Annotated in this window: 15 protein-coding genes; 12 read left to right on the top strand and 3 right to left on the bottom strand. The window is 47.7% G+C overall.

Features of this window, described 5'->3' with window-relative positions; genetic code table 11:
* Positions 1 to 205 precede the first annotated feature (205 nt).
* From MYF79_RS12305 to MYF79_RS12295, 3 genes are all read left to right on the top strand, one after another.
* The gene (locus MYF79_RS12305; RefSeq protein ID WP_247814152.1) at positions 206 to 481 is read left to right on the top strand and encodes a hypothetical protein; all 276 of its coding nucleotides are present in this window, start codon (positions 206 to 208) and stop codon (positions 479 to 481) included.
* 17 nt (positions 482 to 498) lie between these two features.
* Complete coding sequence (locus tag MYF79_RS12300) at positions 499 to 1161, top strand: NAD(P)H-dependent oxidoreductase (protein ID WP_247814151.1); 663 nt, start codon at positions 499 to 501, stop codon at positions 1159 to 1161.
* A 64-nt stretch (positions 1162 to 1225) separates the two neighbouring features.
* Positions 1226 to 1993 (top strand): rhomboid family intramembrane serine protease, encoded by a 768-nt coding sequence (locus MYF79_RS12295; RefSeq protein WP_247814150.1) that lies wholly within the window; start codon positions 1226 to 1228, stop codon positions 1991 to 1993.
* A 16-nt stretch (positions 1994 to 2009) separates the two neighbouring features.
* Here MYF79_RS12295 and MYF79_RS12290 read toward each other — a convergent pair whose 3' ends face one another.
* Entirely contained in the window at positions 2010 to 2594 is a 585-nt protein-coding gene (locus MYF79_RS12290; RefSeq protein WP_247814149.1) for a hypothetical protein, read from the bottom strand.
* A gap of 120 nt (positions 2595 to 2714) precedes the next feature.
* On the opposite strand from MYF79_RS12290, the gene MYF79_RS12285 reads away from it, so the two are divergent.
* Positions 2715 to 3713: a hypothetical protein gene (locus tag MYF79_RS12285; protein WP_247814148.1), complete on the top strand. Its 999-nt coding sequence runs from the start codon at positions 2715 to 2717 to the stop codon at positions 3711 to 3713.
* Positions 3714 to 3873: 160 nt separating this feature from the next.
* Here MYF79_RS12285 and MYF79_RS12280 read toward each other — a convergent pair whose 3' ends face one another.
* Together MYF79_RS12280 and MYF79_RS12275 are read right to left on the bottom strand one after the other, a co-directional pair.
* A complete protein-coding gene (locus MYF79_RS12280) occupies positions 3874 to 4218 on the bottom strand; it encodes a hypothetical protein (protein WP_247814147.1) in 345 nt (114 codons plus the stop codon).
* Between the two features lie 303 nt (positions 4219 to 4521).
* A complete protein-coding gene (locus tag MYF79_RS12275) occupies positions 4522 to 5241 on the bottom strand; it encodes a hypothetical protein (protein WP_247814146.1) in 720 nt (239 codons plus the stop codon).
* A 559-nt stretch (positions 5242 to 5800) separates the two neighbouring features.
* On the opposite strand from MYF79_RS12275, the gene MYF79_RS12270 reads away from it, so the two are divergent.
* The 8 genes from MYF79_RS12270 to nuoH all read left to right on the top strand — a co-directional run bounded on the left by MYF79_RS12270 (position 5801) and on the right by nuoH (position 14641).
* Positions 5801 to 6232 (top strand): CBS domain-containing protein, encoded by a 432-nt coding sequence (locus MYF79_RS12270; RefSeq protein ID WP_199658031.1) that lies wholly within the window; start codon positions 5801 to 5803, stop codon positions 6230 to 6232.
* Between the two features lie 146 nt (positions 6233 to 6378).
* On the top strand, positions 6379 to 6816 hold the full coding sequence (locus MYF79_RS12265) for an NADH-quinone oxidoreductase subunit A (protein WP_247814145.1): 438 nt from the start codon (positions 6379 to 6381) through the stop codon (positions 6814 to 6816).
* A complete protein-coding gene (gene nuoB / locus MYF79_RS12260) occupies positions 6797 to 7435 on the top strand; it encodes an NADH-quinone oxidoreductase subunit NuoB (RefSeq protein ID WP_247814144.1) in 639 nt (212 codons plus the stop codon). The genes MYF79_RS12265 and nuoB overlap by 20 nt, the downstream gene beginning before the upstream one ends.
* Before the next feature lie 12 nt (positions 7436 to 7447).
* Entirely contained in the window at positions 7448 to 9190 is a 1743-nt protein-coding gene (gene nuoC / locus MYF79_RS12255) for an NADH-quinone oxidoreductase subunit C/D (RefSeq protein WP_247814143.1), read from the top strand.
* Positions 9191 to 9204: 14 nt separating this feature from the next.
* A complete protein-coding gene (gene nuoE / locus MYF79_RS12250; RefSeq protein WP_247814142.1) occupies positions 9205 to 9669 on the top strand; it encodes an NADH-quinone oxidoreductase subunit NuoE in 465 nt (154 codons plus the stop codon).
* Positions 9670 to 9673: 4 nt separating this feature from the next.
* The gene (nuoF, locus tag MYF79_RS12245; protein WP_247814141.1) at positions 9674 to 10951 is read left to right on the top strand and encodes an NADH-quinone oxidoreductase subunit NuoF; all 1278 of its coding nucleotides are present in this window, start codon (positions 9674 to 9676) and stop codon (positions 10949 to 10951) included.
* Between the two features lie 28 nt (positions 10952 to 10979).
* Complete coding sequence (gene nuoG / locus MYF79_RS12240) at positions 10980 to 13688, top strand: NADH-quinone oxidoreductase subunit NuoG (protein WP_247814140.1); 2709 nt, start codon at positions 10980 to 10982, stop codon at positions 13686 to 13688.
* A complete protein-coding gene (gene nuoH, locus MYF79_RS12235; protein WP_247814139.1) occupies positions 13685 to 14641 on the top strand; it encodes an NADH-quinone oxidoreductase subunit NuoH in 957 nt (318 codons plus the stop codon). The genes nuoG and nuoH overlap by 4 nt, the downstream gene beginning before the upstream one ends.
* The last annotated feature ends 5 nt before the right edge of the window (positions 14642 to 14646 follow it).

Here is a 14646-nt window from a genome sequence, read left to right as displayed (position 1 = left end):
CAACAGCCGCATAAGCCCTGTTACGTGCTTACATAACGTGATACTTTCTTCATGGTGGAATTTTGTATTGTCGGTATAAAGTACCGACCATTACTTCGCCGGAGCTGTAACTTTTGTAGCGAAAAATGAGAAAATTGTAGTGATAGGAAAGTGAACAAACAGCCAATATATTGATTATCAACATATATAAGCAAGCGACGTAGCAATGCTCATGCTGGAAATGGTATCGTCCTTCCTCATCGATATCGCAGCCCCAATTAATGTATGGGGTGATTATGCCCTGCATAATCCTCCGATCATCTTCACCATAACTGCCTCCTCAAACTATGTCCCGCAGTTTCCTACCGATAAGACATTAAGTATTATCAAAATATATGTCGGTTCATTATCATTTAATATATCTTCACTTTGTTTAGCTGGCGCAGCAGACAGCAGCCCTGATAAAATATCCATTTGTGATATTGGGGCAGTATCGTTTTAACACAAAACAAGGGAACCTTGGTACGGAATACAACAGCTCATACAGCAAAAAAGATATTGATCATTAATGGCTCCCTCCGGGGAACAGCCGGTAATTCCGGAGCGGTAGCAAAGCAGGCGGCACAGGTGCTGATAAATGACCTTCAGCTGGAAGTGGCCCATTTGACCCTTACCGATCCCCTGCCGACCATCCGGGAGGTTTACGACCTGCTGACAATCTGCGACGGCTTCCTGGTGATAACTGGTGTCTATTGGAACAACTGGAGCTCGCCTCTCCAGCAGTTTATTGAAGTAAGCACTGCTTTTGAAAATACGCCTGCTTTTTTCGGTAAGCCGCTCGCCTGTGCGGTAACGATGGATTCTGTTGGCGGTATAGAGGTAGCGGCAAGACTACAGGCAGTGTTTGGTGGCCTGGGTTGCTGGAGCCCACCCTGTTCTGTGATCGTATTATCGCGAACAGGGCAGGAAGCGATGGCTGCCTCTGCCGGGCAGCAGGATGATCTGAATGAAGATGTGTGGAGAATGGCCGATCTTTCTATCGTCCTTCGAAACCTGGCTACGGCCGCGGGCATGCCACGCAATAACTGGATCGCCTGGCCACATGCCGAACTTACTGTTCCCGATGGCCCCTGGCCTGGTAAAGGACCGCTCGACATGGGCTCACCCAAATTTCTGCCATAGCCTGCAACCGGTTAAATAGCTTCATATTTCAGGAACAACATTTGTACACTTTCAAAGAAAAAACATGTTACTTCCGATAGGCGATGACAACAGGGACAGGACGATCATTCCGATAGTGAACTACATGCTGATTGCGCTCAATATCCTGGTCTTCATTTTCTTTCAGCAGGGAGGAGCCAATCCATATTTTACTTTCTCATATGCTGCAGTACCGGCAGAAATACTGACAGGGCAGGATATTGTAACTCCAGACCAAGTAATGATCGATCCATATACCGGGAAGGCCTTTCCCATGCCAGGCCTCCAGGTAACGGGTATTCCTGTCTTTTTCACACTACTTACTTCCATGTTCCTGCATGGAGGATGGGCGCACCTGGGAGGTAATATGCTATTCCTGGCCATTTTTGGCGACAACGTGGAAAACGCCATGGGCCACAGGAATTATCTCATTTTTTACCTGCTTTGCGGTATGCTGGCAGGGTTCACCCATGTATGCAGCACATTCATACTCGGGCAAAATCTGCTGATCCCTGTCATGGGCGCTTCGGGCGCCATCTCCGCCGTACTGGCAGGGTATATGGTATTATTTCCCCATAAAAAGGTCTTTGTTCTGTTGTTATTCTTCGTTGTTTCGGTGCCTGCGTTAATAGTTGTCGGGCTATGGTTCATATTCCAGCTGGTAAATGGACTGGGTGCTTTAGGTGGACAGGAAGCAGGAAACGTTGCATACGCAGCACACATCGGCGGGTTTATATTCGGACTGTTACTGGTGAAAAAATTTGCAAAGAAGTTCCTGTTGCTCCGCTCACGATCTGCAAAGAGGTATAGTTAAACAGCTGAATACCGGCTTACCGGATCAATATGAATTTATCCTGCGCATCTTCCTGTTTTGTTCTTACATAATGATAACCCTTGATGATAAATCCCTTTTCAATTATACGACCAGCCAATTGTCTTGTGTTCTCTACAGGTTCGGTTGTACCATCCCGTCTCATTTTCACAGCCGTAGCACAATAGTCGCAGGATATTTCCTTCAGGTTAAACACAACACCCGTATCAGTTCGGACAAATGTTCCACTATAAAAATAAAATCCCCCATCTGAAGCCGACCAGGCTGTATCGTTCTCATTCCCGATACTAATGGGGCGTTGGTCCAGGAATACACTGTCGCCCCTTATCAACAGCATTCCCACATGATACCATTTTCTTTCCGGCCTTGCAGGATCAGTGTAACACTCTTTCCTTCCGGTGCTATCCATGGAGCACATCTCTTCAAGTCCGGTATAAAATCCGTCAAGCACTATATTCTTCCCAGCAATATCAACATTTGCCTGACTGTCAGCTTGTTGCTGGTTCTCTACATGAGATGAGCAGGAATAGCAGAAGACCAGGGTTAGCAAAAGGACTGTTGATAATATTCTGCAGCATTTCATAGGACTTACCTGTTTGCTGATAAATATACAAAAGCTAATGTTTCTCTCCCCGTTTGCAAATCGGAATTATTTTCTATTTTGCTATCTGGTATCCCAACCTGAAATTTAAAAAAGCAAAGAATGTTCAATACCCTTAAAGATCTGGCAGGACTACGGATCGACGACGAAAAGATCATAGCATTTATTGAGAACAATGGATTTAAATACCCGAAGAAACCCTTTATTTCCAATCGCAGCACTGACACCTCCTATTGGGTGCAGAATAAAAAACTGGAGATCGATCTGCTATTTGAAGCGAAGACCTACCTTGACAACTATCCCCTCATCCAGGGAGATAAAAAGGGAATTTTTGTACCTGTTCTGAGCAGCGCAAGATGGTATGGTAATAAATCGAATACGGAATTCCCCCTGGGACTGGATTTCAAAGCCGATTTTGAAACGATTAAATCGAAACTGGGCGAGCCGACATTAAAGAGTAGTGAGATTTCCCCTGTCTGGTTGAATGACGATGGAAGTGAAAGCTTCTACAGATGGAAAAAACCTTTAGACGCCGGGGGAGATATTGTCTGGGGCCTGGAGTTTACCGATGATCAAACCATCGGGCATTTTTCCCTCGGACTGAATTACGTCAGGCCTCTTTACCATTTCTACTATGAATGGTTGTATGAGCGTTTTGAAAAGTTCCTGTCATCGAAGGAATTCTATAATACCGCTCATCTGATGTTCCTTCAATGGGCCATCGAGCATGATCTGGTAAAAACCGGTGAACAAACGTTAGCCCTGGCAAAAGATATTAAAGAAGGGAAACAGCCTGTTACCGAGTGGGTATGTGCCCTTAAAAGAGGATATATCCTGGAAGATGATTTTTCCGCTGAACAAGCGTTCATTCATGCTTATCTCAGGAACCTAAGGCATGATATACTTTATACCCGTGATGTTGCATATGCCTTCCTGGAAAGCACAGAACTAAGGGAAAACTACTTCGGAGCAGCTGCAACGAAACAATTAAATGAAATCGCCTATAATGACAGCAATTATCAAATAGTAAAAGCGATCATCGACAAACGGCTGGCAGAATATAAAGAGCATAAGTTCAGTAAGAGCAAGCAATTATTGTAAAGCTATTGAGCAGGAGCTACCATCCTGTGTTATCGTATAACAATAAACCCCGGGAGTTGTCCCGGGGTTTATTGTTATACGATGACCTCAACATCCTGATCATTGTTCCACAGTATGCAGGCGCAAACTCCCGGTCCACAAGCGAGATCAGGAGCTGATACTAAAAAGCGAAAGTTGTGGCAGTAGGATAAGATGGTCCCAGCCACACCGGGATCGTGATAACTTCTGAACCACCCAGCCGGGTCAATGTTCTTACTGCACCGGGTTCAACACCTGTTGTATAAACGGCATAGGTGGCCGGAATACCTACATTCGTTACATAGAAAAATGGATGCGGGGCAATAAATGGTACCGGATGATAGTAAATTGTGGAATACGTTGAATAGTAATAGGTCAGGGTATAGAAAGGATTACCGGTAAAACGTCTGCTTACAAAAGCACTTAATGCCATTCCCATCACTGCCAGCAGCAAAATAGTAGATAAAACAATCTTGGCTTTTTTCATAAAAGTGGCTTTTAATGTCAGGTAAATACTAAGCTCATCCAAAACATTGCAAAACTATCGCTGTGGTCAAAAATAATCCCGTACCAGGAGGCATACCTGGTACATCGGGTAAATATATAGGAGATAGAGAAAAGCAACTATCAGGAGGACAATCCCAGATCAGGTTGACGCTTTCACCAGTGATATTGCAGGCATAATAGCACTACCCCGCAGGACAACTGCTGGTAAAGGTTCCGCTCAGATTGTGGCGGGTACAACTGATATGGCGGAGCCTATTCCCAGGCCCGCCATATCAATCAATATTTATTTCGAACTCAGATCAGGCTTAAAGATGAGTAGTTCGCTCCAACGGCATTGTACCGCATCTGCATAATCTTTCAACCATGTATCAAATGATCCTTTTCCATATACCTCGTCAAACCTGTCTGGCAATGGTTTGCGGTAGTCAACCGCTAATTCTTTCAATCCTTCTTTTAACCGTGATACAGTAATATAACCTGGTTCTCCGGAAAAGGCAACAGAATAAACCGCGACTGATTCTTTGTCTGCTTCCCATACCTTCTTTAGTTTCTTAATCAGTTCCTGCACATTTGCGATCTTACCTGGCTTTGCCGTCATATGGTTGATAACGATCTTGTTGGCATAATCGGTAAGTTGTACAGTGCTCAGATCTTCCTGGAAAACAAAATATCCTCCCGCACCACGACCGTCGGTAAGCGGCATTACATTCATATTCCAGTCTGCTGTATGCGCAGTGCTGATATCGCCGCGACTATCCAGGGCCGCCCAGTTATTGGGACCTTCAGTAACAAGATAACCGCCGAAGTCAGGACCTGATTCAATGCTCCACACGCGCCAGCTCAGATCACCTGTATGGTATTTCTGGGCATGACTGGCTAGTGCTTTTTCAAATTGAACCGCCTTGTCATTTTTTGCAAATATGCGGTTAGCTGTAAGTACTGTTTTCGTTTGCGCTGTTCCCAACAAAGGAATGAGGAAGAAAAGGAGAAAAACCTTTTTCATGGTGTAAGATTTTTGGTGATAAAAGATGGAGAGTACCACCGGTACGCAGACAAGGCGTATAAGCCCTGCTACGGCCGGAAGCATAATAGTTCACTGTCCGCTTTGTTTTGCTGCGGATTGTATTACTAATACAGGGATCTGCTCAATAGTAACAAATTGGTTATTTAATGCTGGTGCTCGTTCAACAATAATTGCGTACTATCCCGTCTGTCAGGTATAAGCCTGTTGCTGTGTTGGAGTTGTTTATTAAGGAGAATGTGACTGCAAGGTACGCTATTTTCATGCATCCTTCATATCTGGACAAGATTAGCAGCAAAAAGATTTTTAAGAAAAAGCATAACAACAGACTTATCCATATTAGTCGCCATAAATACACTATTATCATATGCCTGACGATATATTAAACTTAATACCCCTATAACCCGCCACTGTAAAGCGGCTCCAGCTCCCGTCCATACGCCGTTTATCCGCCTTATGAATTTAAAATCCACATTTAAAGTTGTTTTTATTCAAAAAAAGCCTAACTTAATAGTAAAGTCACTTCCTTAAATTCTTTGTTATGGATACTGTTAGAAATATCCTGCAAATAAAAGGAAACATGGTCTACACGATCTGCACTACCTGCAGCGTGTACGAGGCACTGGAAGTACTGGAAGAAAAAAATTTAGGCGCACTGGTAGTAGTGGACGAAAGTGGACAACTGATAGGAATATTCACAGAACGGGATTACGCACGCAAAGTCATCCTGAAAGGACGCTCCTCCAAAGAAACACTAGTCAGGGACATTATGACCGATAGTCCGGTATTTGTTACACCTGATACAGAAGTAGAACACTGCATGCAATTGATGACGAATAAGTTCATCCGCCATCTCCCCGTTATCGAAAACAATCAACTGACCGGCCTTATCTCCATCGGTGACATTCTGAAATATGTCATCAGCAACAAAGACTTCATCATTCAGAATCTTGAACATTACATCATTAGCTAAGTACTAAGCACGTAAGACTGTCTGTACCACTTCTGCGCTTTCGTTAGTCAGGTATATGGTATGTCAAATCGGATCAAGGACCATCTTTCTTTTTTATTAAAAGAAGAGAGTACCCCCGTATTCCTCTTCAGGGAAAATTTTACGTTATGGGAAACGAAACTCACGGTCTTCCCTTATGGCCTCTATTGCTCTATTCCAGCCTGGTAGTAATATTACTTGCCGCTATCCTTACATTGTCCTACATACTTGGACAACGTCACAACGACCGCGCCACCAACAAGCCTTATGAAGGTGGTATAGAGCAGACCGGCTCTGCACGCATTCGTTTCTCTGTACAATTCTATCTGGTCGCCATGCTCTTTGTCATCTTCGACGTGGAGGCCGTTTTCATCATGCTCTGGGCCCTTGGCTTCTATGACCTCGGATGGCCCGGTTATATCGGCGCGGCGCTTTTTATCGCGCAGCTCGTAGTCGTATTAATATACGAATGGGGTATCGGCGCGCTTAATATCGGAGCTGACGCTAAGAAAATATTAAGGGTCTACAAACAAAAACAGAAACAAAATGAAATGGTGGCTAAGTAAAGCAGGCGATCAGTCTGGCCATATCTCGGGAAACGGCAGCATGGAAGAAGCTGTCAGCAGAAGTATTATGCTGACCACCGTCCAGGATCTCCTGGCATGGGGACGCAAAAATTCCATGTGGCCATTTCACTTCGGGCTGAGTTGCTGTTTCGTTGAAATGGCAACCAGCATCACCAGCAAATACGACGTGGCAAGATTCGGTGCGGAAGTGATCCGCGGTACTCCCCGCGAAGCAGACGTCATGGTCATTGCAGGCACCGTCTTCATCAAAATGGTCCCTATCATTAAACGCCTCCACGAACAAATGATGGAACCCCGGTGGGTAATTTCTATGGGCAGCTGTGCCAACAGCGGCGGTATGTATGATATATACAGCGTCGTCCAGGGCGTAGATAAATTCCTGCCCGTCGATGTATATGTACCCGGCTGCCCTCCGAGACCCGATGCCTTTATGCAGGGGCTTACGCTGCTTGCAGATGCAGTTGGCAAAGAAGCCCGCCCTCTCAGCTGGACCATCGGTGAGCAGGGTGTGATCAAACCACAGATGCTTTCCATGAAAGAAAGCAGACGTGATATACGTACTAACATGACCTCTTTCAGAGGAATAGACGAAATATAAAACCGGATAAATATGCTGGAGACGGAACATTTAATACACGGACAACTGATACAACGATTCGGCCCCGATACATTTCAAGAACAAATAACTGCCGACGGAATACTTACACTATGGACCAGTAAGAGAAGTATTCTATCCGTTATTGAATACCTGAAATCAAATCACTTTCTGTTCCTGTACGATCTATGTGGGATAGACGAAAGGGACAGGGCCGGCAAAGAGAAATTACCGGTGGCTGATTTTACGGTTGTTTATCACCTGTTCTCGTTCAAACAAAATGAGTTCATCCGCATCAAGGTAGCACTGGCAGGCGAATACCCTACCCTCCCATCCATCACTGCCATCTTTCAGAATGCCAACTGGTATGAACGCGAAATATATGACATGTTTGGCATCCGCTTCGAAGGCCATCCTCACCTGAAACGCCTGCTGATGCCACTCACCTGGGAAGGCCATCCTCTCCGTAAAGAATACCCCGCAAGAGCAACAGAAATGGGCCCCTTCCGCCTGTGGGATGAAAAGCAGGACAGGGAACAGGAAGCCCTGCGTTTCAAGCCGGAAGAATGGGGTATGCAGGCGCATAGCGAAGACTCCGATTTCATGTTCCTGAACATAGGTCCGCAACACCCCGGCACCCACGGCGTGTTACGCATCATCCTGCAACTGGATGGTGAAGAGATTGTAGACGCTGTTCCCGAGATCGGCTTCCATCACCGCGGCGCTGAGAAAATGGGCGAACGCCAAAGCTGGCATACATACATACCGTATACAGACCGTGTGGATTACCTCGGTGGCGTCATGAACAATCTCGCCTACCTGCTTGCAGTAGAGGAAATGGCCGGTATTAAAGTGCCCGAAAGAGTGAAAGTGATCAGGGTAATGCTCTGCGAACTATTCCGCATCAACAGTCACCTGGTATGGTTCGGAACATTCGCGCAGGACCTGGGACAATTGTCTCCCGTGTTCTATATGTTCACCCAAAGAGAAAAGATCTTCGACATCATTGAAGCCGTTTGCGGCGACCGCATGCATCCTAACTGGTTCCGCATCGGTGGTGTGGCGCAGGACCTGCCCACCGGATGGGATAAGCTCGTGCGTGAGTTCGTAGACAACTTCCCGAAACAGCTAAAGGAATACAATGACATGGTGCTGCGGAATAGCATCATAAAAGCCCGTACCAAAGGCATCGGTGTCTATACATTGGAAGAGGCTATCGAATGGGGGGTGACCGGGCCGGGATTGAGGGCCTGCGGATTCGAATGGGACTTCCGCAAAAAAAGGCCCTACTCCGGTTACGAAATGTTTGATTTCGATATCCCCATTGCCCAGAATGGCGACTGTTATGACCGCTCTCTTGTAAGAGTGGAAGAAATGAGACAAAGCCTTCGCATCGTCGAACAATGCCTTAACAATATGCCCGCCGGAAACTATAAGGCAGACCACCCGCTCACCACTCCTCCCATTAAAAAACATACCATGCAGGACATTGAAACCCTCATCAATCACTTCCTGAATGTGAGCTGGGGACCTGTTATTCCCCCCGGGGAAGCGATGAGCTGCGTGGAAGCTACAAAAGGAGCTAACAGCTATTACCTGGTGAGCGATGGCAACACCTCATCCTACCGTACGCGCATACGCACTCCCTCATTTGCACATATGCAGATGATACCATACATCAGTAAAGGTTATACAGTGGCAGACCTGCTCTCCATCCTGGGAAGTGTGGATTATGTACTGGCAGATATAGACAGATAGTGAAATCATTTTTTATGCTTACTGCAACAGAAAAACAAGCTATAGATCACGAAATAAGCCTGGTGCCCCACAAAAAGGCATCCGTCATCGAGGCATTGAAAATCGTACAGCAGCATCGTGGATGGATCAGTGACGAAAGTGTTGAAGCGATTGCAGCCTATCTGGAAATAAGCCCTGCAGAAGTAGACAGCGTCGCTACTTTCTATAATCTCATCTTCCGGAAGCCTGTAGGCAGACATGTGATCTTGCTGTGCGACAGCATCTCCTGTTATGTAATGGGATACCGTTCCTTACATAAAGCACTCGAAGAAAAACTGCATATCCGCATGGGAGAAACAAGTACCGATCAAAGGTTCACATTGCTGCCCAATGTCTGCCTTGGTTGCTGTGACCACGCTCCCGCGCTGATGATCGACAAAGACCTGTATAGTGATCTGGAACCCGCAATGCTGGACGATATCTTAAAAAAATACACATAATACAATGGAACGCCCACTTACCAGGAACATTCATCCGGACCGCCCGCCGCTTAACCTGAAAGAATATGAAATGACGGGCGGATATGCTGCTGTGCGCAAGGTATGTGGTGGTGGAATGACGCCAGCTGCACTGCAAAAGCTGGTACAGGACAGCAATCTGAAAGGACGCGGTGGCGCCGGCTTTAATACCGGCATCAAATGGAGCCTCATCCCCATGGGCGACCAGGCCCCTCATCCCAAATACCTTATCGCCAATGCAGACGAGATGGAGCCCGGTACCTTCAAAGACAGGCTGTTGCTGGAGGGCAATCCGCATCAGCTCATAGAAGGCATGATACTGGCCGCGTATGCTATCCAGGCAGACGTTGCTTATGTGTTCCTCCGATGGGCCTACCACAAGGCAGCAGACCTCATTCGTAAAAGCATCCAGGAGGCCTATGATGCCGGCTACCTTGGTAAAGATATCCTGGGAAGTGATTTCCACCTCGACATGCACCTACATACAGGTGTGGGCCGCTATATGTGCGGCGAAGAAACCGCATTACTGAACGCCCTGGAAGGGAAACGCGCCACACCAAGGGCTAAACCGCCCTTCCCCCAGATCAGCGGTTTGTTTGGTAAACCCACTATTGTAAACAATGTAGAAACACTTTGCTGTGTTCCTCATATCGTCAACAACGGCGCTGAATGGTTCAAAGGCCTTAGCTATAGCGACGATGGCGGCACTAAACTATACGGTGTAAGCGGTAAAGTGAAGCGGCCCGGCGCCTGGGAACTGCCTATGGGCGTTACTATGCGCGAGCTGATCGAAGAGCATGCCGGCGGTATGAAAAATGGTGTGCAGCTGAAAGGTGTATTGCCCGGTGGCGCTTCTACAGACTTTCTCACCACACAGCACCTGGACATCAAAATGGATTATAAATCCGTTGCAGCAGCAGGTAGTCGCTTAGGTACAGGTACCATGATCGTAATGGACAGTGAGACCTGCCCCGTGGGATTCGTACACAACCTCCAGCATTTCTTTGCACAGGAAAGCTGCGGCTGGTGCACTCCCTGCCGCGAAGGCCTGCCCTGGGTAGAAAAGATCCTGCTCTCCCTCGAAAAAGGAGATGGCACACCGGAAGATCTCGAACTGCTGAATATGCACGCACAATTCCTTGGTCCTGGTAACACGTTCTGCGCACTGGCGCCCGGCGCCATGGAACCATTGCAGAGTGCATTGAAATACTTCCGGGATGATTTCGAAAAACATATTGAACATAAGAAATGTCCGTATGACTAATGCAGAATAGTATAAATACATCGTCAACATGCCTACAATATATATTGATAACAAACCCTTTGATGTAAAGGCAGGTAAGAACCTGCTGGAAGCCTGTCTGAGCCTGGGAATTGATCTGCCCTACTTCTGCTGGCACCCTGCCATGGGCAGTGTCGGCGCATGCCGTCAATGTGCAATTAAGGTCTTTAAAGATGAAGAAGACTCCCGCGGCCGCCTGGTCATGAGCTGTATGGAAGGTGTAAAAGACGGAATGCGTATTTCTGTAAATGATGAAACAGCCAAAGCTTTCCGCTCGCAGGTAGTGGCATGGCTCATGACCAATCACCCGCACGACTGCCCCGTATGCGATGAAGGCGGCTGCTGCCATCTGCAGGATATGACTGTCATGACAGGACACAACTACCGGCACTACCATTTCAAGAAACGCACCTATCCTAATCAATACCTGGGCCCTCTCATCAATCATGAGATGAACCGCTGTATCCAGTGTTACCGCTGTGTACGTTTTTACCATGATTATGCAGGAGGAAAAGATCTCAATGTATTTGCAGCGCATAACCACGTTTATTTCGGTAGGGAAAAGGACGGTGTACTGGAAAGCCCCTTCAGCGGCAACCTGGTGGAAGTATGTCCTACAGGCGTTTTCACCGACAAAACCTTAAAAGAACATTATACCCGTAAATGGGACCTCACCAATGCGCCCTCCGTTTGCCAGCATTGCAGCCTTGGGTGTAATACGATTGCCGGCGAGCGTTACGGCCAGCTGCGCAATGTCGTAAACCGGTACAACCATGAGGTGAACGGCTATTTCCTGTGCGACAAAGGACGTTTCGGATATGAATTTGTGAACAGTGAAAACCGCATCACACAACCGCTTATCCGTAACCAGCCGGTAGAGGCTACAGATCACAATACCGTACTGCAATATATGCGGGCATTGGTAGCGGGGCATAACCTGATCGGCATTGGTTCTCCAAGGGCTTCCCTTGAAAGCAATTACGCCCTGCTGGAACTGGTAGGCAAAGAAAACTTCTACCAGGGCGTACCGGACGACCTCGTATATGTTGAACAGAAAATAATAGATATCCTGCAATCAGGTTGTATCCACACGCCTTCCCTGAAAGAGATCGAACAGGCAGATGCCGTGCTGGTATTAGGCGAGGATATCTGGAACACTGCCCCTGTCATGGCCTTGGCCGTTCGTCAGTCGGTCATGAAAACAGCGGCCACACATACTACTGAACAACTGCCTATTCCCACATGGCACGACGCGGCCATCAGGGAACTGGTGCAGGAAGATAAAGGCTTCCTCGCCAATGTGACCATGCTACCTTCTCCGCTAGACGAGATATCTTCCTCATCCATGAAGGCCACGCCTGATGATATGGCCAGGCTGGGTTTTGCGATAGCACATATATTGAATCCGGCGCTGCCCGAAGTGCCCAATGCAGCGGAAGAACTGCTTGCCACTGCCGCTGCGATCAGTAAAGCACTGCAGCAGGCAAAACATCCTGTGATCATTACAGGCACCTCCTGCTGGAACAATGCGCTGATCAGGGCCGCATTTGATATTGCAGCTGCACTGGATATGAATGAAAAGAAAGCCGGACTGGCATTTGTCATGCAGGACTGCAACAGCATGGGCCTTGCCATGACGCGTGCCTCCTCTTTCGACAGAGCCCTTGCCCACGTGCAACGTACCACCAACGTTACCGCTATCATCCTGGAAAATGATCTTTACCGTGCTGTTCCGACGGCCAAAGCAGATGCATTTTTCAGTAAGTGTAAACATGTCATCGTTCTCGATACATTACACAATCGCACTACAGAAAAAGCACATGTGCTGATACCGGCGGCTACATTCGCGGAGGCCGATGGCACTTTCGTAAATAACGAAGCCCGTGCACAGCGCAGCAGCCAGGTATTTATGCCTGCCAACAGCGAGATCAGGGAAAGCTTCAAATGGCTTGCCGATATAAAGTCGCTGGTAACTACGGCCTCCAACGGTCACGGAAAGCATATGGAAGATCTGCTGCATGCACTGGAAAACAGGTTCCCGCAATTCGCAGGAGTATCCAGGGTTGCACCACCACACGATTTCCGTATCCATGGCGCCCGTATACCGCGCGAATCACATCGTTACAGCGGTCGTACAGCCATGCTGGCCAACCTGACCGTGAGCGAGCCTAAACCATTGCAGGACGACGACTCATCGCTGTCATATACCATGGAAGGATACAGGGGCTTGCCGCCATCTCCCCTTATTCCTTTCTTCTGGGCGCCGGGATGGAACTCCAATCAGTCGGTAACCAAATACCAGGAAGAAGCGGGCGGTGCGCTGAAAGGTGGAGATCCCGGCATACGTTTGTTTGAGCAAACCACCACGCCACCCGTGTTCTCAAAAGACATTCCCGATGCATTTACGCCCCGTGCAGGTAAATGGATGCTGCTGCCGCAGTACCACATCTTTGGCTCCGGCGAACTAAGTGTTTACACAAAAGGGATCGCTTCTCTTTCACCTGAACCTTATGTCTCATTGTCCAGGCACGATGCAGAACAGGCCCAGCTGAAGAACGGGGATGCTGTCAGCGTGAAGACCGATGGCAAAACATACACACTCCCACTCTCCATAAATGATTCATTGCCCGATGGCATCATGTTGGCGCCGGCGGGGCTGACAGGTATGGAAGCGCTCAGCTGGGGCGCATGGGTAAACCTCTCAACTGTAATCGTATGACTGTAATGCAACACATATGGATCGTCTTAGGGGTACTCTTCGTATTCCTGAACATCGCTGCAGGGCTCATCTGGGTGGAACGCAGGCTGCTGGCGCTGTGGCAGGACAGACTGGGCCCCAACCGTGCAGGACCACTGGGCCTGTTTATTGTGCTTGCAGACACCCTGAAGCTCTTCTTTAAAGAAGACTGGATCCCGCCGTTTGCCGATAAGTGGGTATTCATTCTTGCCCCCGCTATTGTTGTAGCCAGTGTACTGATGGGTATTGCTATCATTCCTTTTGCACCCGGCATTGTGGTAGCCGATCTGAATGTTGGCCTCATGTTCTTCCTGGCAATGTCATCCCTGGGTGTTTATAGCATCGTATTGGGAGGATGGGCTTCCAACAACAAGTACTCGCTGCTGGGCGCTTTGCGGGGCGCCTCCCAGATGATAGCCTATGAAGTGTTTATGGGGCTTTCCCTGATGGGAGTAGTGATGCTGAGCAAGTCTTTCAACCTGACAGCTATTGTAGCTGCACAGAAGGACCTTTGGTTTGTGGTTACACAGCCCGTTGGTTTCGTTGTTTTCTTTATTGCGGGCCTTGCAGAAACCCACCGCCTGCCTTTTGATATTCCTGAAGCAGAAAGCGAGCTGATAGCCGGTTTCCACTCTGAATATTCCGGAATGAAATTCGGGATGTTCTTTATTGGTGAATACCTGGGTATATCACTGATCTCTGCAATGACTGTCACGCTGTTCTTTGGCGGATGGCTGGGGCCAGGCTTTCTGCCTCCTGTGGTATGGTTTTTCCTGAAAACATTTTTCTTCATCGGGCTTTTTATACTGCTGCGTGCATCGCTGCCGCGTCCCCGCTACGATCAGCTGATGGGCTATGGATGGAAACTGCTGTTACCGCTGGTATTGCTCAATCTTTTAGTTACCGGTGCAATAGCACTCTGGCTCAGGTCTTAAATGAG

This window comes from Chitinophaga filiformis (assembly GCF_023100805.1).
Taxonomy (GTDB): Bacteria; Bacteroidota; Bacteroidia; order Chitinophagales; family Chitinophagaceae; genus Chitinophaga; species Chitinophaga filiformis_B.
The sequence above is the reverse complement of the archived record's forward strand: the minus strand, read 5'-3'. Positions and strand labels throughout refer to the sequence as shown.

What these genes read in the sequence shown, in the direction of transcription:
- MYF79_RS12305 (WP_247814152.1), top strand. Translation starts at nt 206, where the DNA reads ATGCTCATGCTGGAAATGGTATCGTCCTTCCTCATCGATATCGCAGCC.
- MYF79_RS12295 (WP_247814150.1), top strand. Translation starts at nt 1,226, where the DNA reads ATGTTACTTCCGATAGGCGATGACAACAGGGACAGGACGATCATTCCG.
- MYF79_RS12290 (WP_247814149.1), bottom strand. Translation starts at nt 2,594, where the DNA reads ATGAAATGCTGCAGAATATTATCAACAGTCCTTTTGCTAACCCTGGTC.
- MYF79_RS12285 (WP_247814148.1), top strand. Translation starts at nt 2,715, where the DNA reads ATGTTCAATACCCTTAAAGATCTGGCAGGACTACGGATCGACGACGAA.
- MYF79_RS12280 (WP_247814147.1), bottom strand. Translation starts at nt 4,218, where the DNA reads ATGAAAAAAGCCAAGATTGTTTTATCTACTATTTTGCTGCTGGCAGTG.
- MYF79_RS12275 (WP_247814146.1), bottom strand. Translation starts at nt 5,241, where the DNA reads ATGAAAAAGGTTTTTCTCCTTTTCTTCCTCATTCCTTTGTTGGGAACA.
- MYF79_RS12270 (WP_199658031.1), top strand. Translation starts at nt 5,801, where the DNA reads ATGGATACTGTTAGAAATATCCTGCAAATAAAAGGAAACATGGTCTAC.
- MYF79_RS12265 (WP_247814145.1), top strand. Translation starts at nt 6,379, where the DNA reads ATGGGAAACGAAACTCACGGTCTTCCCTTATGGCCTCTATTGCTCTAT.
- nuoB (WP_247814144.1), top strand. Translation starts at nt 6,797, where the DNA reads ATGAAATGGTGGCTAAGTAAAGCAGGCGATCAGTCTGGCCATATCTCG.
- nuoC (WP_247814143.1), top strand. Translation starts at nt 7,448, where the DNA reads ATGCTGGAGACGGAACATTTAATACACGGACAACTGATACAACGATTC.
- nuoE (WP_247814142.1), top strand. Translation starts at nt 9,205, where the DNA reads ATGCTTACTGCAACAGAAAAACAAGCTATAGATCACGAAATAAGCCTG.
- nuoF (WP_247814141.1), top strand. Translation starts at nt 9,674, where the DNA reads ATGGAACGCCCACTTACCAGGAACATTCATCCGGACCGCCCGCCGCTT.
- nuoG (WP_247814140.1), top strand. Translation starts at nt 10,980, where the DNA reads ATGCCTACAATATATATTGATAACAAACCCTTTGATGTAAAGGCAGGT.
- nuoH (WP_247814139.1), top strand. Translation starts at nt 13,685, where the DNA reads ATGACTGTAATGCAACACATATGGATCGTCTTAGGGGTACTCTTCGTA.